Source organism: Shinella yambaruensis (genome assembly GCF_050859155.1).
Taxonomy (GTDB): domain Bacteria; phylum Pseudomonadota; class Alphaproteobacteria; order Rhizobiales; family Rhizobiaceae; genus Shinella; species Shinella yambaruensis.
The window spans coordinates 4,584,128-4,606,028 of the sequence record NZ_CP150638.1; the positions used below are offsets into that span (position 1 = coordinate 4,584,128).

The 21,901-nt window shown below is 66.8% G+C and carries 19 protein-coding genes, 1 pseudogene and 1 riboswitch; of the genes and pseudogenes, 6 read left to right on the top strand and 14 right to left on the bottom strand.

Annotation, left to right across the window (positions count from 1 at the left end; translation table 11 throughout):
* Positions 1 to 55: 55 nt before the first annotated feature.
* From WMC41_RS22320 to dut, 5 genes and pseudogenes are all read right to left on the bottom strand, one after another.
* Positions 56 to 476: pseudogene (locus tag WMC41_RS22320) on the bottom strand (VOC family protein).
* A gap of 56 nt (positions 477 to 532) precedes the next feature.
* Positions 533 to 1,501, bottom strand: a complete 969-nt coding sequence (cysK, locus tag WMC41_RS22325; RefSeq protein ID WP_244767213.1) for a cysteine synthase A — start codon at positions 1,499 to 1,501, stop codon at positions 533 to 535.
* A 230-nt stretch (positions 1,502 to 1,731) separates the two neighbouring features.
* The gene (locus tag WMC41_RS22330; protein WP_432346490.1) at positions 1,732 to 2,349 is read right to left on the bottom strand and encodes a LysE family translocator; all 618 of its coding nucleotides are present in this window, start codon (positions 2,347 to 2,349) and stop codon (positions 1,732 to 1,734) included.
* 336 nt (positions 2,350 to 2,685) lie between these two features.
* Entirely contained in the window at positions 2,686 to 3,573 is an 888-nt protein-coding gene (locus WMC41_RS22335; protein WP_432346492.1) for a GNAT family N-acetyltransferase, read from the bottom strand.
* 5 nt (positions 3,574 to 3,578) lie between these two features.
* Positions 3,579 to 4,052, bottom strand: a complete 474-nt coding sequence (dut, locus tag WMC41_RS22340) for a dUTP diphosphatase (RefSeq protein ID WP_064332749.1) — start codon at positions 4,050 to 4,052, stop codon at positions 3,579 to 3,581.
* A gap of 93 nt (positions 4,053 to 4,145) precedes the next feature.
* On the opposite strand from dut, the gene WMC41_RS22345 reads away from it, so the two are divergent.
* Both WMC41_RS22345 and thiD read left to right on the top strand, forming a co-directional pair.
* Positions 4,146 to 5,726, top strand: coding sequence for a peptide chain release factor 3 (locus WMC41_RS22345; RefSeq protein WP_272807376.1), 1,581 nt, complete (start codon positions 4,146 to 4,148; stop codon positions 5,724 to 5,726).
* Positions 5,727 to 5,862: 136 nt separating this feature from the next.
* A riboswitch (TPP riboswitch) is annotated at positions 5,863 to 5,959 on the top strand.
* Positions 5,960 to 6,001: 42 nt separating this feature from the next.
* Positions 6,002 to 6,811, top strand: a complete 810-nt coding sequence (gene thiD, locus WMC41_RS22350; protein WP_432346494.1) for a bifunctional hydroxymethylpyrimidine kinase/phosphomethylpyrimidine kinase — start codon at positions 6,002 to 6,004, stop codon at positions 6,809 to 6,811.
* 4 nt (positions 6,812 to 6,815) lie between these two features.
* Here the strand turns inward: thiD and WMC41_RS22355 are convergent, their stop codons facing one another.
* The 3 genes from WMC41_RS22355 to WMC41_RS22365 all read right to left on the bottom strand — a co-directional run bounded on the left by WMC41_RS22355 (position 6,816) and on the right by WMC41_RS22365 (position 8,721).
* A complete protein-coding gene (locus WMC41_RS22355) occupies positions 6,816 to 7,433 on the bottom strand; it encodes a LysE family translocator (protein WP_432346496.1) in 618 nt (205 codons plus the stop codon).
* 85 nt (positions 7,434 to 7,518) lie between these two features.
* Positions 7,519 to 8,313 carry an AraC family transcriptional regulator gene (locus tag WMC41_RS22360; protein WP_432346498.1) on the bottom strand — a complete coding sequence of 265 codons (795 nt, stop codon included), beginning with the start codon at positions 8,311 to 8,313 and terminating at the stop codon, positions 7,519 to 7,521.
* A 3-nt stretch (positions 8,314 to 8,316) separates the two neighbouring features.
* A complete protein-coding gene (locus WMC41_RS22365) occupies positions 8,317 to 8,721 on the bottom strand; it encodes a GFA family protein (protein ID WP_432346500.1) in 405 nt (134 codons plus the stop codon).
* A 379-nt stretch (positions 8,722 to 9,100) separates the two neighbouring features.
* Between WMC41_RS22365 and WMC41_RS22370 the strand changes: the two genes are divergently transcribed.
* Positions 9,101 to 9,922, top strand: a complete 822-nt coding sequence (locus tag WMC41_RS22370) for a class II glutamine amidotransferase (RefSeq protein WP_272807381.1) — start codon at positions 9,101 to 9,103, stop codon at positions 9,920 to 9,922.
* On the opposite strand, the gene coaBC is transcribed toward WMC41_RS22370, so the two are convergent.
* From coaBC to ubiE, 6 genes are all read right to left on the bottom strand, one after another.
* Positions 9,915 to 11,120, bottom strand: a complete 1,206-nt coding sequence (gene coaBC / locus WMC41_RS22375; protein ID WP_288078488.1) for a bifunctional phosphopantothenoylcysteine decarboxylase/phosphopantothenate--cysteine ligase CoaBC — start codon at positions 11,118 to 11,120, stop codon at positions 9,915 to 9,917. The genes WMC41_RS22370 and coaBC overlap by 8 nt on opposite strands.
* Before the next feature lie 284 nt (positions 11,121 to 11,404).
* Positions 11,405 to 11,632 (bottom strand): hypothetical protein, encoded by a 228-nt coding sequence (locus WMC41_RS22380; RefSeq protein WP_244767223.1) that lies wholly within the window; start codon positions 11,630 to 11,632, stop codon positions 11,405 to 11,407.
* Positions 11,633 to 11,765: 133 nt separating this feature from the next.
* A complete protein-coding gene (locus tag WMC41_RS22385; RefSeq protein ID WP_432346503.1) occupies positions 11,766 to 12,569 on the bottom strand; it encodes a potassium channel family protein in 804 nt (267 codons plus the stop codon).
* Between the two features lie 43 nt (positions 12,570 to 12,612).
* A complete protein-coding gene (locus WMC41_RS22390) occupies positions 12,613 to 16,242 on the bottom strand; it encodes a FecR domain-containing protein (protein WP_432346505.1) in 3,630 nt (1,209 codons plus the stop codon).
* A 79-nt stretch (positions 16,243 to 16,321) separates the two neighbouring features.
* Entirely contained in the window at positions 16,322 to 17,896 is a 1,575-nt protein-coding gene (ubiB, locus tag WMC41_RS22395) for a 2-polyprenylphenol 6-hydroxylase (protein WP_432346507.1), read from the bottom strand.
* A 37-nt stretch (positions 17,897 to 17,933) separates the two neighbouring features.
* Complete coding sequence (ubiE, locus tag WMC41_RS22400; RefSeq protein WP_244767227.1) at positions 17,934 to 18,710, bottom strand: bifunctional demethylmenaquinone methyltransferase/2-methoxy-6-polyprenyl-1,4-benzoquinol methylase UbiE; 777 nt, start codon at positions 18,708 to 18,710, stop codon at positions 17,934 to 17,936.
* Positions 18,711 to 18,893: 183 nt separating this feature from the next.
* Between ubiE and mutM the strand changes: the two genes are divergently transcribed.
* The 3 genes from mutM to rpsT all read left to right on the top strand — a co-directional run bounded on the left by mutM (position 18,894) and on the right by rpsT (position 21,034).
* Positions 18,894 to 19,775, top strand: a complete 882-nt coding sequence (mutM, locus tag WMC41_RS22405; RefSeq protein ID WP_432346509.1) for a bifunctional DNA-formamidopyrimidine glycosylase/DNA-(apurinic or apyrimidinic site) lyase — start codon at positions 18,894 to 18,896, stop codon at positions 19,773 to 19,775.
* A 28-nt stretch (positions 19,776 to 19,803) separates the two neighbouring features.
* The gene (locus WMC41_RS22410) at positions 19,804 to 20,577 is read left to right on the top strand and encodes an enoyl-CoA hydratase (protein WP_244767229.1); all 774 of its coding nucleotides are present in this window, start codon (positions 19,804 to 19,806) and stop codon (positions 20,575 to 20,577) included.
* Between the two features lie 190 nt (positions 20,578 to 20,767).
* Complete coding sequence (rpsT, locus tag WMC41_RS22415) at positions 20,768 to 21,034, top strand: 30S ribosomal protein S20 (protein WP_023514010.1); 267 nt, start codon at positions 20,768 to 20,770, stop codon at positions 21,032 to 21,034.
* The last annotated feature ends 867 nt before the right edge of the window (positions 21,035 to 21,901 follow it).

Here is a 21,901-nt window from a genome sequence, read left to right on the forward strand (position 1 = left end):
CCGATGCCCTATGCGGGCATGGCTGAGCCTTGCCGATCGGGCACGGACGAACGGTTCACCTGCCGGCGGGCGGTCCCGCGGGATCCTTGCAGACGGCTTCGATGCGGTGCTCGTCCGGATCGATGATGAAGGCGGCATAGCAGGTCGGGCCGTAGGGGAGGCGCAGTCCGGGTGGGCCATTGTCGCGCCTGCCCGCGGCAAGGGCGGCGCGATGGAAGGCATCGACCGCGCGGCGGCTCGGTGCGGCAAAGCGATGTGGAAGCCTGGCCCCGGCGCGGCGGCGGCCGTGCCGTGATCTTTCAGGCAGGGCTTGTCGCCGCCGCCGGGCGGGCCGTAGCCGATGGCCTGGCCTGGCCCGGCTCGCCGCGGCGGATATCCGACCAGACCCGCGCGTAGCCGAGCAGCGCAAGAGCCGCATCATAGAATGCGGCCGCGCGAAGAATGCCGCAAACGCCGGGGGAAAGGTGATGCAGCATGAGGGAGGGAGCCGGGAACGGCCCGCCATGCGCATGGCGCGGCGGGCCGGAGGGCGTCAGCCGCCGAGGCCTTCGAAGAGCGCGGTGGAAAGATAGCGCTCGGCGAAGGAGGGAATGATGACGACGATGGTCTTGCCGGCATTTTCCGGGCGGCTGCCGACCTTGGCGGCGGCGGCGAGCGCCGCGCCGGAGGAGATGCCGACGGGCACGCCCTCCAGCCGCGCCACGAGGCGGGCATTTTCGAAGGCCTCGTCGTTCGTCACGGTCACGATCTCGTCATAGATCGCCGTGTCGAGCACGGCCGGGGCGAAGCCGGCGCCGATGCCCTGGATCTTGTGCGGGCCGGGATTGCCGCCGGACAGGACCGGGCTGTCGGCCGGCTCGACGGCGACGACCTTGAGGCCGGGCTTCTTCGCCTTCAGCACCTGGCCGGCGCCGGTGATCGTGCCGCCGGTGCCGATGCCGGAAACGAGGATGTCGACCGCGCCGTCCGTGTCGTTCCAGATCTCCTCGGCCGTCGTCCGGCGGTGGATTTCGGGGTTGGCCGGGTTTTCGAACTGCTGGGGAATGATCGCGCCGGGAATGGTGGCGGCCAGTTCCTCCGCCTTGGCGATCGCGCCCTTCATGCCCTTCGGCCCCTCGGTCAGCACCAGTTCGGCGCCGAGCAGTGCCAGCATCTTGCGCCGCTCGATCGACATGGTCTCGGGCATGGTGAGGATGAGGCGGTAGCCCTTGGCGGCGGCGGCGAAGGCGAGGGCGATGCCCGTATTGCCCGAGGTCGGCTCGACCAGCGTCGAGCTGCCGGGCGTGATCTTCCCGTCGGCTTCGAGCGCCTCGATCATCGCCACGCCGATGCGGTCCTTCACCGAGGCGATCGGGTTGAAGAATTCGAGTTTTGCAAGAAGGGTGGCCGAAACGCCCTTTTCCCTGGCGAACTTGTCGAGCCGCACGATGGGCGTGTCGCCGATCGTCTCGGTGATGGAGGCGTAGATACGGCCGCGGCCGGGTTTGCGGGTGTCGGTCATCGGGTGCTCCCTCGGTTCTCGTTCCGCAAAAGATAGGAGCGAATGGCGCCGGAGACGAGTCCGGATTTCGCGACAAAAGCGCCGAAAGCGGAATAATCCCGCACTGAGCGCAATTCCGGCAAAAGGGTGCAGCGGTTTTGCGCCCGGACGTGCGCGGGAACAAACAGATTGAGCGTTTTCGCGATTTCAGGAAAAGCGGAAACGCTAGCGGCGCAAAACGGGATGATGCTTCAGGCCGCGCGGGTCGCGATATAGGCGGCGGTGCCGGCGAGAATGCCGGCGGCGACCCGGTTCATCCGCTGCAGCGCCTTCGGCTGCCTGAGGAGAAGCCGGGCGCGCGAAGCGAGCGCGATATAGGGCACGAGCACGACGATGAGCACCAGGAAGGTCGCGGCAAGCAGCATGCCGTAGTCCTCGAGGCCGATCGCCTCGAGATCGACCAGCGTCGGCACCAGCGCGACGTAGAACAGCATGGTCTTCGGATTGCCGAGCGTCACGAACAGGCCGGAGAGGAAGGACAGGGTCATGCTCGTCGAGGCGCGCGCCTCGATATCCTGCGGGATGAGGCCGCTCGTCCAGAGCTTCCAGGCGATGTAGCCGAGATAGAGCGCACCGGCGATCTTGATCAGCATGAAGGTCGTGGTGAAGGTCTGGGCGATGAAGGCAAGGCCGAGGATGACCGCCGTCAGGTAGATCATGTCGCCGAGGATGAGGCCGAGGCCCATGAAGAAGGTGGGCCGGAAACCCGAGCCGAGCGCCCGCGCGACGATCGCCGTGATGCCGGGACCGGGAATGATGGCGGCGATGAACAGGGCACCGCAATAGGCAAGCAGGACGGCGACGGTCATGACGGACTCCGAGGGACCGCGCTCTTCTAGCCCAATTCCGGCAAAAGTGCGAAGCCGTTTCGCGCCTCGAATGGCACAAGACGAAAGCGCATCGCGCCCTGCGGTCCTGCCGGCACGCTATCTCGGCCAGCCCGTCAGGCAGGCGCTCCGCCCCGATTCGCGTGGCGCCTTCGATATGCGGGCGTTGCCGCACGACGGAACGCGAAAACTCTTCCTCATGGGGTTTCCTGCCGGTCTTCTTGACCCCGGATCGCCCTCTCCGGCTCCATCGCCCCTGTTTACCGCCCGGCCGCGCCGGCTTGTTCACACGGCGCCGGATGATGGACCCGCCGCTGGTCAGAACGCGGCCATCGGCGACAGCGCGAAAGGCTGCTCCGGCGCGAGGTCGCCCGCCGCGCGCAGCATGAGCACCATGTCGCCTTCGTCCGGCACGGCCGTGCCCGCCCAGACGAGGTGATCGGGCGCGAAGTGCATGGTGACGCGGGCAGGTGCCAGGTGCAGGCTCGCCAGGATGTCCGCAAGGCTCGGAATGCGCGCGCCGACGACATCGAGGAGATCGAAGCCGTCGTCCTCGCCCATCTGCCAGGCGATGACGGCATTAGCCTCTTCCATCAGGTCGAGCCTGAGGTCCGGCATCAGCGCGGCGTTGAACAGGAACATTTCCTTCTGCCGAAGCGGCGCGAAACGATCGGACACTGGCCGGCGGCCGTCGAGCAGGCGGCCGAGCAGCGTCAGGTCGACCTCGCTGCCGATATCGAGCCGCCGGAGCGGCCCGTCCCGTCCGCCTGCCGGTGCCGGGCCGGAGAAACGATGCTGCGCCAGCGTGCGAAAGCCGTGGCGATGGTAGAGGTCCGGTGTATCGGTCAGAAGCGCGACGGCCTCGAACCCTTCCGCATCGCAGTGCCGGAGCGCCGCTTCCATGACATCGCGATAGAGCCCCTTGCCGCGGTGTTCCGGCCGCACAGCGCCCGATTGCAGGCCCGCGGCGCGCACGAAGGTGCCGTTGATGACAAGCGGCAGGGAAAACGCGCTGATATTGGCGATGCAGCGGCCGGCATCGTCGAACCAGGCGAAAGGCATGGTCGTCGGGTCCGGTCCGCCGAGCCGGTCCATCACCGTCACGTCGATGCCGAAGATGTCTTTGAGGAGGTCGGCAAGCGCCCGCCAGGCGGCGCCGTCGCCGAAATAGTCCGAGCGGAAGGAAAGGCCCTTGCGGTCGGGCATGGCCCCTAGCGCACGCCGGTGGAGCCGAAACCGCCGGCGCCACGGGTGGTCTCGCCCGCCGTCTCCACCTCGCGCACGGCGACCTGCGTGACCGGCGCGATCACCATCTGCGCGATGCGCATGCCGCGTTCGATGACGAAGGGCTCCTCGCCGAGATTGACGAGCAGCACCTTCACCTCGCCGCGATAGTCGCTGTCGATCGTGCCGGGCGTGTTGAGGCAGGTGATGCCGTTCTTGAAGGCGAGGCCGGAGCGGGGGCGGACCTGTCCCTCGTAGCCGGCCGGGATCTCGAAGACGAAGCCGGTCGGCACCAGGGCGCGCTGGCCGGGCGGCAGCGTCAGCGGCTGGTCTTCCGCCACGGCGGCGCGCAGGTCCATGCCGGCGGCGCCGCCGGTCTCGTAGGCGGGAAGCGCGATGCCCGCGCCATGCGGCAGGCGGAGAAGGCAGAGCGTGGGCTGGGTGGGGGCATGTGCGTTCATGCGCCCATAAGCCGGCCGCAGTCCCACCCCGTCAATTGCATCTTCCCGGCGGAGGCTGTAAAGACCGCGGCAACTCACAGGATATTGCAGAAAATGGCCGAAACCCTTGCAGAGGCGGTCTCCCGCCGCCGCACCTTCGCGATCATCGCACACCCGGACGCCGGTAAGACCACCCTCACGGAAAAGCTGCTGCTTTTCGGCGGTGCCATCCAGCTCGCCGGCGAAGTGAAGGCGAAGAAGGACCGCATCCAGACCCGCTCGGACTGGATGAAGATCGAGCGTGAACGCGGCATCTCCGTCGTCACCTCGGTGATGACCTTCGAATATGACGGCAACGTCTTCAACATTCTCGATACGCCCGGCCACGAGGACTTCGCCGACGACACCTACCGCACGCTGACGGCGGTGGATGCGGCCGTCATGGTCATCGACGCCGCCAAGGGCATCGAGCCGCGCACGTTGAAGCTGTTCGAGGTCTGCCGCCTGCGCGACATCCCGATCATCACCTTCGTCAACAAGATGGACCGCGAAAGCCGCGATCCGTTCGAAATCCTCGACGAGGTGGAGGAGAAGCTGGCGCTCGACACCGCCCCGGTCACCTGGCCGGTCGGCCGCTCGAAGACCTTCTGCGGCTCCTATCACCTGGCCGACCGCACCTTCCGCGGCTCGGACACGCAGGTGCAGCCGACGAGGATCGACGACCCGGCGGTGGTGGCGAAGAACCTGCCGGAAAACGAGCGGGCCGCCTTCACCGAGGAGCTGGAACTCGCCCGCGAGGCCTGCCGGCCCTACGACCAGGAAGCTTTCCTCGAAGGGCACATGACGCCGGTCTTCTTCGGCTCGGCGCTCCGCAATTTCGGCGTCCGCGACCTCATCAACGCGCTCGGCGCCTTCGCGCCGCCGCCGCGCGACCAGGTGGCGGACGTGCGCAAGGTGCATGCCTCGGAAGACAAGATGACGGCCTTCGTCTTCAAGATCCAGGCGAACATGGACCCGAACCATCGCGACCGCATCGCCTTCGCGCGCGTCTGCTCCGGCATGCTGGAGCGCGGCATGAAGGTGCGCCTTGCCCGCACGGGCAAGACGATCGGCCTTTCGGCCCCGCAGTTCTTCTTCGCCTCGCAGCGCCAGCTGGCCGATACGGCCTATGCCGGCGACGTGGTGGGCATCCCCAACCACGGCACGCTCCGGATCGGCGACACGCTGACGGAAGGCGAGGCGCTGGTCTTCGAGGGCGTGCCGAACTTCGCGCCGGAAATCCTGCGCCGCGTGCGGCTGGAGGACGCGATGAAGGCCAAGAAGCTGAAGGAAGCGCTCCAGCAGATGGCGGAGGAGGGCGTCGTGCAGCTCTTTTCGCCGGAAGACGGCTCGCCCGCCATCGTCGGCGTCGTCGGTGCGCTGCAGCTCGACGTGTTGAAGGAGCGGCTTTCGGCGGAATACGGCCTGCCCGTCTCCTTCGAAATGTCGCGCTTTTCCGTCTGCCGCTGGATCTCGTCGGACAGCGCGGCGGAGCTGGACAAGTTCGTCACCCAGCGCCGCGGCGATATCGCCCGCGACCTCGACGGCGACCCGGTCTTCCTGGCGCAGGATGCCTTCTCGCTGCGCTACGAGGCGGAACGTTATCCGGCGATCAAGATGGTCGCCATCAAGGAATACCACGTCACCAAGGCCTGAGCGGGCGGGCTCACCCGCCCACGATTTAATCCGCCACCTTTTCCCCGCTCTCGGGGAAAAGGATGCATGGCGCCGGTGGCAAACGCGCCGCGACACCACTTTCGGCGTGACAGGCGCCGCGTCATTTGCGAAAACCCGTTCAAGACAGGGGCGCCCGCCGCAAGGCGGGCTGAGAAGCACCCTTTGAACCTGAACCGGATCATGCCGGCGGAGGGAGTCGAACGGGTGCCGCATCGCCGCCACCCCGAGGCCGCCCCTGCCGGGAAGGAGGCGAGATGGCCGACACAATCGCAAACATTCTCTCGATCGCGGGCTCCGATCCCTCGGGCGGCGCGGGCATCCAGGCGGATCTCAAGACCTTTGCCGCGCGCGGCACCTACGGCATGGCGGCGCTGACGGCCCTGACGGCGCAGAACACGCAGGGCGTTTCCGGCGTGCATCTGGTTCCGCCGGATTTCGTGGCGGCGCAGATCGCCGCGGTCTTCGCCGATATCCGGGTGGATGCGGTGAAGATCGGCATGATCGCCTCGGCGGAGATCGCCGAAGCCGTCGCCACGGCCCTGTCGCCGCATCGCGCGGTTCCCATCGTGCTCGATCCCGTCATGGTCGCCAAGGGCGGGGCCTCGCTCCTGGCGCAGGAGGCCGTGGCCGCGCTGGTGCGCCAGCTGCTGCCGCGCGCAAGCGTGCTCACGCCGAACCTGCCGGAGGCGGCGGCCCTCCTTCGTGAGGCGGAGGCCGTGGACCGGGCCGGCATGGAGGACCAGGCAAGGCGGCTGCTCGACCTCGGGCCGAAGGCGGTGCTGCTGAAGGGCGGGCACCTGCCGGGCAGCGAGAGCCCCGACGTGCTCGCGACGCCCGATCGGCTGCACTGGTTCGAGGGCGTGCGCGTGCTGACGCGCAACACGCATGGCACCGGCTGCTCGCTGTCGAGCGCGATCGCCGCCGAGCTCGGCAAGGGGCAGGCGCTCGTCGATGCCGTGGCGGCGGCCAAGCGCTTCATCGCCGGTGCCGTGCGCCTGTCGGATGCGCTGACCGTCGGCTCGGGCCACGGTCCGCTGCATCATTTCCATCTTTCCGGCAACTGATCGGTCAGCGGTCGGCCAGCGCGAGCCGGAGGCTCATCAGGCCGAGAGCGGCGGCGAAGCTGCGCTGCATCCAGACGATGACCGCCGGCCGGCTCAGCACCTGCCGGCGCAGGCCGGCGGCAAGCGCCCCATAGCCGACGAAGACGAGGAAGGTGAGGGCCATGAAGACGCCGCCGAGGAAAAGCATCTGGCCCGTGGCATCTCCGGAGGCGCTCACCGGGATGAACTGCGGCAGGAAGGCGAGGAAGAACAGCGAGAGCTTCGGGTTGAAGATGTTGGTGAGGATGCCCTTGCGCACGATCCTCAGCGCATTGCCGGCCGGTGCCTGCTCCGGCCCGACATCGAGCGCATTGCTGTCCTTCAGCAGGCTCCAGGCGATGAACAGGAGATAGGCGACGCCGATATAGCGCAGCACCTCGAAGGCGAGCGCGCTGGCATGCAGCACGGCGGCAAGGCCGACCACGCTGGCGAGGATATGCGGAACGATGCCGAGCGTGCAGCCGAAGGCGGCCAGGACGGCGGCGCGGAACCCGCCGCTGATGCCGAGCGCCAGCGTATAGATCACGCCGGTGCCCGGCAGGAGGATGACGACGAGCGAGGTGATGAGGAATTCGGAAGTCATGTCTGGTTCCATGCGGGTTGAAAGGCAGCAGGGAACACCGGAAGGGCGCCGGGGGTCTTGAATGAAATTGCGGGGTGCGGGCCGCTCAGGCGCGCGCGGCGAGAAAGGCGCCGGGCGTATAGCCGTAGCGGCGGGTGAAATTGCGCGTCATGTGGCTCTGGTCGGCGAAGCCGGCTTCGATGGCGGCCTCGGCAAGCGGGGTGCCGGCCGCGATCAGCCGGCGGGCAAGCTCGGTGCGGCGCTGGAGCAGGTAGGCATGCGGCGTCAGGCCGGTGAGCCGGGCGAAATCGCGCACCAGCCGGAAACGGCCGAGCCCGCAATCGCCGGCAAGGTCCTCCAGCGTCACCGCCGAGGCCGGGTCGGTGTCGAGCCGGTCGCGGGCACGGCCGATGGCTGCAGGACCATCCTGCCGCGGCGCCTCTTCGCGCAGCACGGCGGCGAGCAGCAGGAGAAGCTGTTCCTCGCGGCCGAGCGCGTCGGCGCCGGCGTCAAGAAGCAGGGCGAGCAGCCGGGAAACCAGGCCTGCGATACGCCCGTCGTCCAGCACCGGCGCGTAGAATTCCTCGCGCGGGCGCCCTTCGAAAATATCCTCCGCCGCCGCGCGGACGAGCGCCGGCTCCAGATAGAGCATGCGCCAGGCGCGCGGTGCGTCGCCGAGCGGCGCGCCGTCATGCACCTCGCCGGGGTTCACGGTGATCGTGTTGCCGGCCGCCGCCTCCACCAGACCGCGCCCGCTCGCCGATTTCTGCGCGCCGCGCTCGATGAGGCCGATGCCGTAGGTCTCGTGGGTATGGCGCGCGAAGGTATGCCGGCTGTCGGCGAAGACCGCCTCGATGCCTTCCACGCCGGTTCGCACGATCCGGAAGCGCCCTGTCGCCATGGCTCAATCCCTCGCGACGCCGGGAAGCGCCGCCGTCTCGCCGAACCAGTCGAGGGCCGAGCGGCACCAGATCTGGCGCGCCGGTTTCAGCGCCGCACGCTGGTTGATGCTGCCCCAGCGGATGCCCCAGGTCGCGGCGTCCTCGCCGGTGCCTGTCGTGAACAGCGGCGAGCCGCATTCGGGACAGAAATATTGCAGGCGCTTGCGGCCGTTCCCGGCGGTCTTCGTGTAGAGTTTCGGTGGATTGCCGGTGAGGTGCAGGGCGTCCTTCGGAATGCTCGCGGTGACGCGATAGGGCGAGCCGGTCAGCCGCTGGCAATCCGTGCAATGACAGATGGAGACCGCCTCCGGGTCGATCTCGGCCTCGTAGGTCACGAAGCCGCAATGGCATTGGCCGTCGATCCGCATGGTGCATCCTTCCGCCGCGGGACAGGGTGGAAGGATAGGGTTTCGCGACCGCGCGTCAATGCGCCGGCGTGATGAAGGTGCCGTTCTGCAGTCCCCGCATCGCCCGTTGCACCTCGCGCGCGTGTTCATCACGATCGGACCATGCCCCGGCCATTGTTCACGAAATCCGGCGCCCGGAAAACGAACCGTTCACAAAACGCGTGTTCCCCCGGAAACCGCGCCTTTTGCCGCCATCATCATAATGACACGCATGGTTTCGGCCCGTTTACATTCGTTAACGCATTTTTACCCATTTGCGTTGAAAATCCGGGCAGTGCCATGGTTAATGCGTCGGGTCCACCACCGGTTCGTGCCGGTCTTCGAAAGCGAGAATAGCGTCATGTGCCGTTGGGCAGCCTATCGTGGAGAGCCGCTCTTCCTTGAGGAACTGGTGTCCTCGCCCGCCCATTCGCTGATCGAGCAATCCCATTGCGCCACCCGTGCCAAGACGGCGACCAACGGCGACGGTTTCGGCATCGCCTGGTATGGCGAGCGCCCGGAGCCCGGCCGCTACCGCGACATCCTGCCCGCCTGGTCGGATTGCAACCTCAGAAGCATCGCCAGGCAGGTGCGCTCGCCGCTCTTCCTTGCCCATGTGCGCGCCGCGACGGGCGGCGGCACGCGGCGCGACAATTGCCATCCCTTCGTCCACGGCATCTGGTCCTTCATGCACAATGGCCAGATCGCCGATTTCGAGCACCTGCGCCGGCCGCTCGAAACCATGCTGGACAACGATCTCTACACGGCCCGCACCGGCTCGACGGATTCCGAGCTGCTGTTCCTGCTCGCCCTGCAGTTCGGCCTTGCCCGCGATCCGCTCGGCGCCATGGCCGAGACGATCGCCTTCGTCGAGCGGCTCGCCGCCCATCTGGAGCGCCGCGTTCTCGTGCGCTTCACCGCCGCCTTCACGGATGGCGACCAGCTCTATGCGGTGCGCTATGCGACGGACTATGCCGCGCCGACGCTCTATGCCGCGCCGATGGGCGCGACGGGCGGCTACTGCCTGGTCTCCGAGCCGCTGAACGACGATACGGAAGCCTGGGTGGAAATCCCCGACGGCAGCGCCGTCGTGCTCGGCGAAAACGGCGTCGACGTGCGCATCTTCTCTCCTGCCGGCCGGCCTGCGCTGGCGATGGAAAGGCGCCTCGCCCTCGTCAGGTAAGCCGTTCGGCGATCCAGCCGGCAAGGCGGCCGGCGACATCGTCCTTCGAAAGATCCGGCCATTGCTCGACGCCGCCGGCGGTGATCAGCTTCACGCTGTTGCGCGTGCCGCCCATGATGCCCGTTTCCGGCGAGACGTCGTTGGCGACGATGAGGTCGGCACCCTTCTTCTGCAGCTTCACGCGGCCGTTGCTCTCGACATCCTGCGTCTCGGCGGCAAAGCCGACGACGACCTTCGGGCGCTTGGCATGGTGGCCGACGGTCTTCAGGATATCGGGGTTCTCGGCGAGCATCAGCGGCGGCGGACCTTCGCCCGGCTGTTTCTTGATCTTCTCCGTGTTCGGTGTCGCCACGCGCCAGTCGGCGACGGCCGCGACCATGACGGCGATATCCGCCGGCAGCGCGGCGAGCACCGCCTGCAGCATCTCCTCCGCCCGCTCGACCTTCACCACCGTGACGCCCGGCGGATCGCTGAGCGTGACGGGGCCGGAGACCAGCGTCACCTCGGCCCCGAGCCGGGCGAGTGCGGCGGCGATGGCATGGCCCTGCCGGCCCGAGGAGCGGTTGGCGATGTAGCGCACGGGGTCGATCGGCTCATGGGTCGGGCCGGAAGTGACGACGGCCTTGCGGCCGGCCAGCGGCCTTGCCCCGCCGTCGAGCAGGCCTTCCACCGCTGCGACGATCTCGAGCGGTTCGGCCATGCGGCCAAGGCCGGCCTCGCCGCCTTCCGCCATCTCGCCGGCATTGGGGCCGATGAAGGCGAGCCCGTCCCCCCGCAGCGTCGCGACATTGCGCCGTGTCGCCGGATGCGCCCACATCTTCGGGTTCATGGCCGGGGCGAGCAGCACCGGCCGGTCGGTGGCGAGCAGCACGGTGGAGGCGAGATCGTCGGCGAGGCCGTTCGCCATCTTCGCCATCAGGTCGGCCGTGGCGGGGGCGACGACGACGAGGTCGCAATCACGCGCCAGCCGGATATGCCCGACATCCTGCTCGTCCTCGCGGGAAAACAGGTCGGTATAGACATGGCCGGCCGAAAGCGCGCCGACGGCAAGCGGCGTGACGAACTGCTGCGCGCCCGCCGTCATGACCGGGCGAACCTCCGCGCCGCGCTCGCGCAGCCGGCGGATGAGGTCGAGGCTCTTGTAGGCGGCGATGCCGCCGGACATGACGAGGAGGATGCGTTTTCCAGCAAGCGGCATGGCGGGTCCTAGGCAATTCCAGCAAAAGCGCTGAAGCGGTTTTGCGCCCGGAACGGCATGAAAACAAGACGCTGGAGCAATTCCAGCAAAAGTGCGCGGCGGTTTTGCGTTTGGAACAGCGCAAAAACAAAGAGATAGAGCGTTTTCGCGCTTCGAGGACGCGCGGAAAGCGCACGACCCGTCCTCGGCAGGACGGTCGCCCCGTCCTGTCCCGTTGCGGCGGTATTTCCAGGTCCTGGCCCGACGGCGGTTCCCCAAACCGTCCCGTCAGGCCGGCAGGGCACCTAGTGGCAGACCTTCACCTTCTTGATGACGAGTTTGCCGTAATAGTCGTATTTCTTGATCTTCTTCCAGACGCACTTCGGCTTGTGGCCGTAGTAGTGCGTGGCAAGCTCGACGGTGCCTGCCGGCCGGATCGTCGCGGCATCCGGCATCATGCCGGCAAGCGACGGTGCGGCGGACGCGCCGAAAGACAAGGCGGTAATAGCGATGGAAACAAGGATCTTGCGCATGGACGGCTCCCCTCTGGCCCTCTGGAGAATACGGTCTTGCAATGCGAGGCGCCGGTTGTTCCGGCTTTTCTAAAGTAGCACCTTTCCCGTCCTGCGGGAACAGACACGTCGGGCCAAGTCAGGGTGGTTTGCCTCAGGCGCCGTCGTTCGGAATGTTCAGCACATGGCCGCAGGCCTTGCAGTGCACGGCATCGGTCTCATGGCGCGAGAGGCCGCATTGCGGGCAGGGGAAGGTCACCTTGTAGGGCCGCACGATCGCCTGCGCGAGCCGCACGAAGAGCGAGATGCCGATGATCATCGTGACGATGGAGGTGAGTTTTCCCAGCGTGCCGGGCAGGGTGATGTCGCCGAAACCGGTGGTCGTGACGGTCGCGACGGAGAAGTAGAGCGCGTCGACGAAGCCTTCGAAGCCCTCCGCGCCGTAGAAGAAGTTGCTGTAGACGAAGCCGGTGACGAGGAAGAGGAAGACGAGGAAGTTCACGCAGGCCTGGATGACCTCTTCCTTGTCGCCATGCCCGATGCGGTGCAGCAGCAGCGTCACCAGCTTGCTCTGGCTGATCGCCCAGATCCGCAGGACGCGCAGGAAGGCGAAGTTGTGCAGCTGGTTGGGAAAGAGCAGCGTGCCGAGCACGACGACGTCCACCCAGGTCATCGGCCGCATCGTCCAGTAGCGCAGGTTCGGCGCGATCAGCGCCCGTGCGCCCAGTTCGAAGGCGATGACGGCGGCGATGACATAATCGACGATGATATAGGCCGGCCCCTTGCGCAGATACGGGCCCGCGATGAAGAAACCGAGGATTGCGATATCGATGAGGAGCATGGCGGCCTGGAAGCGGATCGCCTCCCGGTCGCGGCCGAAATAGAGCCCGCGCAACTGCCGGCGCACCCGTTCGAGAAAGGGCTGCGGCTCGGTTGCGGTCAGCGGTTCATCGGTCATCGCTGAAAGACTAGCGCCCGCCGGTTGCCGGTCAAGCGCCCTCTCAGAACCGCGCCTTCATCGTCGCGAGGAAGGTGCGGCCGGGGCCTGGCAGGCGATCGGCCATCTCGATGTCGTTGTCGAAGATGTTCAGCACGCTGAGGCCGGCCTCCAGGTGCCCGCTCTGCGATTTCCAGGTCAGCGCGACGTCCGTCGTCCAGTACCTGTCGAGCGCCCTGCCAGCCGGCGCGTTGTTCTCATCGAAAAAGTGCGAGCCGAGCCGCGGGCCGACGAAGCTCTGGGCGAGCGTCGCCGTCCAGCGCGCGGGATGCACATAGGTCAGGCCGACCTGCGCCACATAGTCAGGCACCAGCGGCACGTCGAAGGAAGGATCCCAGCCCGCCGTGGTGTCCTTGCTGGTGTTCCAGGTCAAGGAACCGAAGGCGCCGAGGCCGTCGCCGACCCAGTAGTTGGCGCTGATCTGCAGGCGGTCGATCTTGCCCGTGTCCGTCAGGAAGCTCGCCATGAAGTCTTCCGGCGTCAGCGTCAGGCCGTTGAAGCGCTGGTGCTGGTATTCGACCGCGGTGAAGAAGCGTTCGTTCCACTCGGCGTCCCAACGCACCGCCGTCGTCCGCGTCTGCCCGCCGCGGAAGAGCGGCAGCTCCATCGGGGAAAGCCCGACCGTCGTAACGGGCGAAAGCGTGTAGTTGCTGGCGAACTGCGTATCCTGCCGGTAGTAGGCGCGCAGCCAGTGGCTGTCGCTCGGTGCGAAGGCGATGCCGAGCCGGTAGTCGACCGGTCCCCAGCGCGGGCTGTCGCCGTCGAAGCGCGACTGGAAGGCGCCCGCCTGCACCTGCAGGCTGTCGGAAAGCTCCAGATAGCCGTCGATATAGGCCCGCGTCGTCGAGCTGCCGCCGGTGGCGGCTCCGCGATCCTCGATCTCGCCGGTCGTCAGGTCGGTCGCGATCCTCGAAACCCGGAAGTCGCTCTCCGCCGCCTCCATGCCGTAGCGCAGCGTCACCGGGCCGATGCCCAGCAGGTGACCGGCGCCATAGGTGAAGACGTCCTCCCGAGACGTGTCAGCGATGCGATAGGTGATCGGCGGGATATCGTCGTTCTCATCGGCGTCTTCGATCGAGCGGTATCGGGTCAGGTCGTCCACCCGGCGGTTGACCGCGAAGGCCTGCAGCACGTTGCGCTCGCCGATGACATGGCTCCAGGCGACGCCGAGCTCGGTGGCATCCGTCACGCTGTCGTTGAAGGGTGCAGGATTGGAGGTCTGGCCGGGATAGCCGACCTCCTGCCGGATCCTGTTGCCGAAGAGATAGATGCTGTCCGTCAGGGTCGGCTTGATGCCGATGCGGAAGAGCCCGCCCAGAAGATCGTTCTCGTCGTTTTCGCGCGCGCTCTCCGGCCGGGTGATATCGCCCTGGAGATAGTAGCTGACCGGCACGGGCGTGTAGCTCGTGCCCTGGAGGAGGATGTCGCTCGCCCAGCCGGTGTCGGCGCCGTAGTTCGAGAGGGTTCCGCCCAGCGACGCCTCGAAGAAGTTGCGGGTCTCCAGGCTGTTGCGCTTTTCTTCCGAGGCGATCGACAGCGGCGCGAACAGCCGCGCCTGAAGCTCCGATGCGATGGAGGAACCGCCGGAGGAGGAGCGGTCGAGGCCGGAGAGCGGCGTGTTGACGAAAGGACTGCCGCCGCCCGCCGTCGCCTCGTCGACATAGGTCGTGGAAACGAAGGGATCGTAGGAGCGGTCGGCATAGAATTGGCCCCATTCGGTCAGGCCGATATTGTCGAGCGCCACGCCGAGATAGGAGGAGACCTGCCGGTTGGTGTCGTAGCCGGAATAGTAGCCGCCGCGCGCCTGGCGTCGGCGCAGCGCCTCTCGGGCGTTGAGGATGGCGTCGTCGGCGCGGAATTCATCGATCGCGATGCCGGCGCGGATGAGGGCGATGCTCGGATTGTCCCGGTCGAAACGGTCGGCATTGTCGAGCGCCTGGGCGGTCTCGGCATCGGCGCCGCTCTGGTAGCTGGCGATGGCAAGGCCGATCAGCGCGTCGCCGGCGGTCGGGTTGACGGCGGCGGCCTCCTGAAGGACCGTTTCGCCTTCCGCGGTCCTGCCCATGCGCAGGAGATAGCGGCCCTTGGCGGCAAGCACGGCATAGGAGGTGGGATCGAGCGCCTCGGCGGCGTCGATCGCCGCCTTTGCCGCGGCCATCTGGTCGTTGTCCATCAGGAAGCGGGCGTGGTTGGCGTGCAGCGCGGCGTTTTCCGGGTTGAGGGCGATGGCGCGCCGGTGGGCGGCGTTGGCCTCCACGATGGCGTTGCGGTCGCTCTTCAGGATGCCGATCTCGTTCCACACGGCGTCGTCGCCGGGCGCGGCTTTCACCGCCTGGTCGAGCTCGGCAAGCGCCCCGTCGATGTCGCTCGACACGGTGGAGCGGAACCGCGCGCTGACGAGCAGATGGGCAGGGTCGTCGGGATCGATCGATCTGGCGCGGGCGAGCGCCGCGCGCACCTCGTCGCGGTCGTCGAGTTCGTAGGCGAGGCTGGCGCGCATGGCGGGCAGCGCCGCTTCGTTCGGGAAGCGCGGCTCGGCCCTGCGGAGGAATTCGATCGCCTCGACCTGTCCCCGGAGATTGGCGATGGCGATCGCCTGGGCGATCGCCTCCCCGGCGGTTCCTGGCGTCTGGTTCAGCGACGGTGCCTTGGCGTCGGTGTCGGGGTTTTCCAGCGAGAGCGCGATCCACTCGCCGTAGCGCGCCATGGTGCGCCGCTCGCCGGAAAGATGCGGCATCGCCTTGCGGAACAGCCGGATCGCCTCGTCATACCGCGTGGCCTGGCCGGCGATCATCGCCTCGACCAGGCTGGCGCGGGCCTCCAGCGCGGCGGGAAGCGGGCGCGGCAGGCGGGAAAGGGCGGCCTCGGCGGCCGCCCTGCCGTCATAGGCGAGCGCCGTCTCGGCGAGCGTCAGCCAGTCCTCGCGGCTGCGGTCGGCCTCCGGCGTGTCGAGGATGCGCCGCCGCTCGGCGCGGGCCTTCGTGCTTTCCGTGCCGCTGACGGGCAGGCTCGCGAAGGTGCCGCGCACCTCGCTGTAGAGCAGGACCTGCTCGCGCTCCTTGAGATTGACGAGGATGTATTTGCGCGGCGCCTCGCCGATCCGCGCCACCGCGCCTTCTCCCTGTCCGACCGTCACCGTGCCTTGCGCGTTGGAAAGCTCCACCGTGCCTTCGAGCACGGTCAGCGTCGTGCGGTCGCCCTCGGCGCGCAGCGTCCAGTCCGTGCCGCGAATGGCCGCTGCCGCCGCGGGCGTATCGACGGTAAGCCCGCTGCCGCCGCGGTCCGCGCGGCCCCAGATCGTGCCGCCTTCGAGATTGAGCTGGCTGTCCGAGGCGCCGTCGATCTTGCGCACGCGCAGGACCGTCTCGCGCGCCATGCGCACCAGCGTGTTGTCGGCAAAGCGGATGGCAAGGCTGCCGATGGCATTGGTGCGAAGCGTGTCGCCGGCGAGAAGGTCCTGGTTGACCTCGACGCCGCGCCAGCTCTCCACCTCGACGAAACGCACCTCCTCGCCGGATTTGCGATCCACGACGGCGCCATCGACGGTAGAACCGCGCGGCAGAACCTCCGCACACGCCGGATAAAAGCCCGCAACGATCGCGAGGGCCGAAACGCCCAGCTTCAACACACGCATGATTTCAGTTTCGTCCACCCTCGGAGCGGACGATATGGATGCAATTTTCCGGTGTTGTCAACGCGGGGAAAGCAACCCGTCAGGTAAGCTTCCAGGCGATATAGACGAGTGTTGCAGCAATGATCCACAGCGCCAGCCGGCCGGAGCGGCTGTGGCGGGCTTCGGACCGGCCGATCGCTTCGGCGGTCTCCGCATCGAAACGCAGGCCCTTTTCGGCCATGTTGGTGATGTCCTGCGAAAGCTTTTCCGCCTTGGCGGCAATTTCCGGGGCCGCCTCGGCCAGCCGCAGGGCGGCATGGGCACCGTCGCGCAGGTCCGTCAAAAGCCGCTTCGGCCCCAAATTGTCCCGGATCCAGTCGCCGACGACGCCCTCGGACGCCTTCCACATGTTGAAGCGGGGGTTCAGCGTGCGCGAAACGCCCTCCACCACCACCATGGTCTTCTGGAGCATGACGAGTTCGGTGCGGGTCTCCATGTCGAAGAGCTCCGTCACCTCGAAGAGCAGGGTCAGGAGCTTCGCCATGGAGATGGTCTCGGCCGGCTGGCCGTGGATCGGCTCGCCGATGGCGCGGATCGCCTGGGCGAAGCTGGCGGTATCGTGGTGCGAGGGCACGTAGCCCGCCTCGAAATGCACGTCGGCGACGCGCTGGTAGTCGCGCGTGATGAAGCCGTAGAGGATCTCGGCGAGGAAGCGGCGCTCCTTCTTGCCGAGCCGGCCGACGATGCCCATGTCGACGGCGACGATCGTGCCTTGCGGATCGACGAAGAGATTGCCCTGGTGCATGTCGGCATGGAAGAAGCCGTCGCGCAGCGTATGGCGCAGGAAGGACTGGATCAGCGTGTCGGCCAGCCTGTCGAGATCGTGGCCGGCGGCGCGCAACCCCTCGACGTCCGACATCTTGATGCCGTCGATCCATTCCATGGTGACGACGTCGCGCCCCGTGCGCTCCCAGTCGACCTTCGGCACGCGGAAGCCGGGATCGTCCCCGGTGTTTTCTCCGAGTTCCGAAAGCGCGGCTGCCTCCAGGCGAAGGTCCATCTCGACCTTCGTCGTCTGCTCCAGCGTGCGCGTCACCTCGACCGGCTTCAGCCGGCGCGTGTTGGGCAGCATGCGCTCCTGAAGGCGCGCGGCGGCATACATGGCTTCCAGGTCATGGGCGAAGCGCTGGCGCACGCCGGGGCGGATGACCTTGACGGCGACCTTGCGCTCGCCGGTCGCATCGCGCACCGTCGCGGGATGGACCTGCGCGATGGAGGCGGCGGCGATCGGGTCGCCGAAATTGACATAGAGGTCGTCGAGCGGCCGGCCGAGCGAGCCTTCCACCGTGGCGACGGCCGCTTCGCGCGGAAAGGTCGCCATGCGGTCCTGGAGGGCGGAGAGGTCGACGGCGATCTCGGCGCCGACGACGTCGGGCCGGGTCGCCAGGAACTGGCCCATCTTCACATAGGACGGGCCGAGGCGCTCGATGGCGCGGGCAAGGCGGTCGCTGCGGTCCTCCTTCGAGGCCCGGCGGCGCTCGAAGAGACCGGCAAGCGTATGCGCGGTGCGCGCGAGCGGCGGCATGCCCTCCGTCGGCAGGGCCGAGACGACGCCCTCGCGCATGAGGACCCAGCCCACGCGGGCGAGCCGAAGATAGGCGCCGATAACACTCATGCGGGAAGGCGCTGCTGGGAGGAGGATCGGGCCATGCTCACAGCTTCCAGCCCGAATGCAGCGCCGCGATGCCGCCGGTGTAGTTGGTGAAGGTGACGCGGGAGAAGCCGGCGGCGCGGATCATCGCCGCGAAATCCTGCTGGTTCGGGAACTTGCGGATCGATTCGACGAGATACTGGTACGGCTCGGCGTCCCCGGTGATCATCTTGCCGAACTGCGGGATCGCCTTGAACGACCAGGCTTCGTAGAACTGGTCGAGCAGCGGCATCTCCACCTCGGAGAATTCGAGCACGAGCAGCCGCCCGCCGCGCTTCAGGACGCGATAGGCCTCCGCCAGCGCGACATCGATGCGCGGCACGTTGCGGATGCCGAAGGCGATCGTATAGGCATCGAAGCTGCCGGTCTCGAAGGGCAGGTCCTCCGCATTGGCCTCGACGAAATCGAGATTGGCGGAAAGGCCCTTCTTCGCCGCCCGGTCGGCGCCGACGGAAAGCATCGAGCCGTTGATGTCGAGCACGGTGGCATGCGCCAGTCTGTCGGAAGCCTCCACGATGCGGAAGGCGATGTCGCCGGTGCCGCCGGCAACGTCGAGCACCCTGTAGGACGGGTCCTTGCGCGGGTTGAGGCTCGCGATCATCGCGTCCTTCCAGGCCCGGTGCAGGCCGGCGGACATGACGTCGTTCATGATGTCGTAGCGCTTGGCCACCTTATGGAACACGTCGTTGACGAGCGCCTGCTTCTCGCCCTGCCGCACCTCGCGAAACCCGTAGGAGGTTTCCATGCCGCCGTCCGCGGATGTGCGCTGTTCCGTCATCGTCGTCTCCATGGGCCGGTCTGTCGCAGCCGGATTGCCGCAAAGACCATAGCGAATTGGCCGGCGCCGCGCTATCTCACGCACAGCGCCCGCCGCTTCGCCGGGTATATAGGACATAGATTGCCGAGAGGGAAATGCCGCGCCGCGGCAAATGCGCTCAAGGTTAAATCGAAGGAGAAGACGATGCCGGAATTGCCGGAAGTGGAAACGGTGCGCCGGGGCCTTGCCCCCGTCATGGAGGGGGCGACGATCCGCCGGGCGGAGCTGCGCCGCCCGGACCTGCGCTTTCCCTTCCCGCCGGCCTTTTCCGAGGCTTTGTCCGGCCGCAGCATCGTCTCGCTCGGCCGCCGCGCCAAATATCTGCTGATCGATATCGAGGGCGGCGACGTGGTGATCGCCCATCTCGGCATGTCCGGCTCCTTCCGGGTGGAGGGCGCCGAGCCGCCCGGCGATTTCCACATCCCCCGCAGCAAGGACACGCGCCACGACCACGTCGTCTTCCACCTGGAAACGCCGGAGGGCGCACGCCGCGTCATCTACAACGATCCCCGCCGCTTCGGTTTCATGGATCTCGCCCGGCGGGAGGACATCGCCGCTCATGCGTTCTTCCGCGACCTCGGCGCCGAGCCGACCGGCAACACGCTGGACGCCGACTATATCGCCGCCAAGTTCCGCGGCCGCCAGACGCCGCTGAAAGCCGCCCTGCTCGACCAGAAGAACATTGCCGGCCTCGGCAACATCTATGTCTGCGAGGCGCTGTGGCGCGCGCATCTTTCGCCGGAACGGCTGGCCGGCACGCTGGTCACGGCCGCGGGCAGGCCGAAGAAGGAGCTCGTCCTCCTCACCGAGGCGATCCGCCAGGTGATCGCCGATGCGATCGAGGCGGGCGGCTCGACCCTGCGTGACCATATCCGTGCCGATGGCTCGCTCGGCTACTTCCAGCACTCCTTCTCCGTCTACGACCGCGAGAAGGAACCTTGCCGCACGCCCGGCTGCACGGGCACGATCGGCCGTATCGTGCAGAGCGGCCGCTCCACCTTCCTTTGCGCCGCCTGCCAGAAATAAGACCCGGACATAAAACGAGGAGAGAATCATGGCCTATGAAACCCTGCTGGTGGAGACGCGCGGGCGCGTCGGCCTCGTCACGCTCAACCGGCCGCAGGCGCTGAATGCGCTGAACCGCAAGCTGCTCGACGAACTGAAGAGCGTGCTCGCCGCCTTCGAGGCGGATGCCGGCATCGGCGCCATCGTCCTCACCGGCTCGGAAAAGGCCTTTGCCGCCGGCGCCGACATCAAGGAGATGCAGCCCTACGGCTTTGCCGACGCCATGATGGAAGATCTTGCCGCCGGCTGGGACGACGTGGCGGCCTGCCGCAAGCCGATGATCGCCGCCGTCAGCGGCTTTGCGCTCGGCGGCGGCTGCGAGGTCGCCATGATGTGCGATTTCATCATCGCCTCGGAAACGGCGAAGTTCGGCCAGCCGGAGATCACCCTTGGCATCATTCCCGGCATGGGCGGCACGCAGCGCCTGACGCGCGCCCTCGGCAAGGCGAAGGCGATGGACCTCATCCTCACCGGCCGGCTGATGGACGCGGCGGAAGCCGAACGCGCCGGCCTTGTCGCCCGCGTAGTCGCGCCCGAAAGGCTGCTGGAGGAGGCGCTGGCCGCGGCGGAAAAGATCGCCGGTTATTCCCTGCCCGCCACCATGCTGGCGAAGGAGGCGGTGGGACGCGCCTACGAGACCGTCCTTGCCGAGGGCATGCGCGCCGAGCGCCGGCTGTTCCATGCGCTCTTCGCCACCGAGGACCAGAAGGAGGGCATGGCGGCCTTCATCGAGAAGCGCAAGCCGGCCTTCCGGCATCGCTAGTCCGCCGGGCGGCGTTTCTTGCAGAATCCGCGTTGACGTCGTCGTGGTTTCCCGCTATACGCCGCCCACAGTTTGGAAAGCCGAATTCCAAGGTTTTCCGATATTGCTCCCGAATTGCTTTGATGACAGGTCGCAGTGACCCGGCACGGCGAGGGTGGAGTTTGTGTCAGATTTCTGAAGAGAGGCATAAATGGCCAATACAACCTCGGCAAAGAAGGCGACCCGCAAGATCGCCGCGCGCACCGCAGTCAACAAGTCGCGCCGCTCGCGCGTTCGCAACTTCATCCGCAAGGTCGAAGAGGCCATCGCCTCTGGCGACCAGGCTTCGGCCGCCGCCGCTCTGAAGGCTGCCCAGCCGGAACTGATGCGCGCTGCCACCAAGGGCGTGCTCCATTCCAATACAGCATCCCGCAAGGTCTCGCGTCTGGCGAACCGCGTGAAGACGATGTCGGCCTGATAGCCTCATCGAGCTATGCAATATTAGGAAAAGCCCGGCGCTTGCGCCGGGCTTTTTCTTTGGTTTTTGAACCTGCCATGGTTAATGTGCAAGGCTTGATCGTGTCAAAAGAGTGACGAAGAAAATCCTTTAAATTCAGTTACTTGCAGGAGGTTGGGTGACATTCTCCCCCCTTTCGTTGCGGGAGTTTGACAGCAATCTGAGTCAAGCGAATTTTTATTTTTTTCGTTTTTCAAGCCTTCCGAAAAGGACCCGAAAACAAAGCCATTGATTCCTAACAGATTCTCCTTTGAGCCCCTGATTCCGAGTCAGGAACGGGCTTGCGAGTCAACGGCCGCCCCTTAATTTTGCGTAAAATTCGTGATTGATCTTGGTGCCTGATCCTGCCTAAATGCTTTCCACAGGGGGCGCGGACACAGCCTTAAAATGATCGCCGACAAGACTGCTTCAAAAGGCAGCGGTGGTTGTTTGTCCCTTGTGACGGAGCGGCTCCGCTTCGTAAAATCATCCAACCGGCAACGCTTGCTCCAGGTGCCTCACCGCACACTGGCAAGGGTTTTTGTGACTTTCGATTGCGCCGGTTGAGGAGGCCGTGAGGACGGCCGGATGATAGGGCATGCCCGCCGTGCGCTCGACGAGGGAGTGAGCGGCGCGGCCACAGGCGGGACTTGATGATCCGGTATGACAACGGATCCGATGGACCCGAATTGTGTTTGGGAAACGGGATCGGGCCGAATGTAGGGGGTCGGTACGATCGGGGCACCATGTTCCGGACCGGGCGATGGCTCGGCGCGGTCGGGAGATGGCAAACATGAAAGGCGCCGGCAGGAATGCCGACGTGGCGAAGGAAGCATGAAAGGCGGCAAG

What these genes read in the sequence shown, in the direction of transcription:
- WMC41_RS22380 (WP_244767223.1), bottom strand. Translation starts at nt 11,632, where the DNA reads ATGCGCAAGATCCTTGTTTCCATCGCTATTACCGCCTTGTCTTTCGGC.
- dut (WP_064332749.1), bottom strand. Translation starts at nt 4,052, where the DNA reads ATGAACGCACATGCCCCCACCCAGCCCACGCTCTGCCTTCTCCGCCTG.
- WMC41_RS22390 (WP_432346505.1), bottom strand. Translation starts at nt 16,242, where the DNA reads ATGCGTGTGTTGAAGCTGGGCGTTTCGGCCCTCGCGATCGTTGCGGGC.
- mutM (WP_432346509.1), top strand. Translation starts at nt 18,894, where the DNA reads ATGCCGGAATTGCCGGAAGTGGAAACGGTGCGCCGGGGCCTTGCCCCC.
- coaBC (WP_288078488.1), bottom strand. Translation starts at nt 11,120, where the DNA reads ATGCCGCTTGCTGGAAAACGCATCCTCCTCGTCATGTCCGGCGGCATC.
- WMC41_RS22355 (WP_432346496.1), bottom strand. Translation starts at nt 7,433, where the DNA reads ATGACTTCCGAATTCCTCATCACCTCGCTCGTCGTCATCCTCCTGCCG.
- cysK (WP_244767213.1), bottom strand. Translation starts at nt 1,501, where the DNA reads ATGACCGACACCCGCAAACCCGGCCGCGGCCGTATCTACGCCTCCATC.
- WMC41_RS22330 (WP_432346490.1), bottom strand. Translation starts at nt 2,349, where the DNA reads ATGACCGTCGCCGTCCTGCTTGCCTATTGCGGTGCCCTGTTCATCGCC.
- WMC41_RS22410 (WP_244767229.1), top strand. Translation starts at nt 19,804, where the DNA reads ATGGCCTATGAAACCCTGCTGGTGGAGACGCGCGGGCGCGTCGGCCTC.
- WMC41_RS22360 (WP_432346498.1), bottom strand. Translation starts at nt 8,313, where the DNA reads ATGGCGACAGGGCGCTTCCGGATCGTGCGAACCGGCGTGGAAGGCATC.
- WMC41_RS22365 (WP_432346500.1), bottom strand. Translation starts at nt 8,721, where the DNA reads ATGCGGATCGACGGCCAATGCCATTGCGGCTTCGTGACCTACGAGGCC.
- WMC41_RS22385 (WP_432346503.1), bottom strand. Translation starts at nt 12,569, where the DNA reads ATGACCGATGAACCGCTGACCGCAACCGAGCCGCAGCCCTTTCTCGAA.
- thiD (WP_432346494.1), top strand. Translation starts at nt 6,002, where the DNA reads ATGGCCGACACAATCGCAAACATTCTCTCGATCGCGGGCTCCGATCCC.
- ubiB (WP_432346507.1), bottom strand. Translation starts at nt 17,896, where the DNA reads ATGAGTGTTATCGGCGCCTATCTTCGGCTCGCCCGCGTGGGCTGGGTC.
- rpsT (WP_023514010.1), top strand. Translation starts at nt 20,768, where the DNA reads ATGGCCAATACAACCTCGGCAAAGAAGGCGACCCGCAAGATCGCCGCG.
- WMC41_RS22370 (WP_272807381.1), top strand. Translation starts at nt 9,101, where the DNA reads ATGTGCCGTTGGGCAGCCTATCGTGGAGAGCCGCTCTTCCTTGAGGAA.
- WMC41_RS22345 (WP_272807376.1), top strand. Translation starts at nt 4,146, where the DNA reads ATGGCCGAAACCCTTGCAGAGGCGGTCTCCCGCCGCCGCACCTTCGCG.
- WMC41_RS22335 (WP_432346492.1), bottom strand. Translation starts at nt 3,573, where the DNA reads ATGCCCGACCGCAAGGGCCTTTCCTTCCGCTCGGACTATTTCGGCGAC.
- ubiE (WP_244767227.1), bottom strand. Translation starts at nt 18,710, where the DNA reads ATGACGGAACAGCGCACATCCGCGGACGGCGGCATGGAAACCTCCTAC.